The sequence below is a fragment of the Ruegeria sp. AD2(2025) genome, from assembly GCF_056542385.1.
Genome location: NZ_JBQFZS010000040.1, coordinates 1 through 1019, shown reverse-complemented (window position 1 = coordinate 1019; position 1019 = coordinate 1). Strand labels below are relative to the sequence as shown.

The following is a 1019-nucleotide window of genomic DNA, read 5'->3' as shown; positions in this document are numbered from 1 at the left end:
ATGGCAAAGGAAAAGTTTGAGCGTACAAAACCGCACGTCAACATCGGTACGATTGGCCACGTTGACCACGGCAAGACCACGCTGACCGCAGCAATCACCAAGTATTTCGGTGACTTCAAAGCGTATGACCAGATTGACGGTGCGCCGGAAGAGAAAGCGCGCGGCATCACCATCTCGACCGCCCACGTGGAATACGAGACTGATAATCGCCACTATGCGCACGTTGACTGCCCCGGCCACGCCGACTACGTCAAGAACATGATCACCGGTGCCGCTCAGATGGACGGCGCGATCCTGGTTGTGAACGCTGCTGACGGCCCGATGCCGCAGACCCGCGAGCACATCCTGCTGGGCCGCCAGGTTGGCATCCCGAAGATGGTCGTGTTCATGAACAAAGTGGACCAGGTTGACGACGAAGAGCTGCTGGAACTGGTTGAGATGGAAGTTCGCGAGCTGCTGTCCAGCTACGAATACCCCGGCGACGATATTCCGATCATCGCAGGTTCGGCTCTGGCCGCGATGGAAGGCAACAATCCGGAAATCGGCGAAGAGAAGATCAAGGAACTGATGGCGGCTGTTGATGACTACATCGACACCCCTGAGCGTGAAGTTGACAAGCCGTTCCTGATGCCGGTCGAAGACGTGTTCTCGATCTCGGGCCGTGGTACCGTTGTGACCGGTCGTGTTGAGCGTGGCGTGATCAATGTTGGCGACGAGATCGAAATCGTCGGCATCCGTGACACTCAGAAAACCACCTGTACCGGTGTTGAAATGTTCCGCAAGCTGCTGGATCGCGGCGAAGCGGGCGACAACATCGGCGCCCTGCTGCGCGGCATCGACCGTGACGGCGTTGAGCGTGGCCAGGTTCTGTGTAAGCCCGGCTCGGTGACCCCGCACACCAAGTTCGAGGCCGAAGCCTACATCCTGACCAAGGAAGAAGGCGGTCGTCACACCCCGTTCTTTGCGAACTACCGTCCGCAGTTCTACTTCCGGACCACGGACGTGACCGGCACCGTGAC

At 58.7% G+C, this 1019-nt stretch carries 1 protein-coding gene; it reads left to right on the top strand.

Annotated elements, in window-relative coordinates; genetic code table 11:
* Positions 1–1019, top strand: a 1019-nt coding sequence (gene tuf / locus ACR1XV_RS21425) for an elongation factor Tu (protein WP_480535060.1), incomplete at both ends; no start/stop codon positions are given.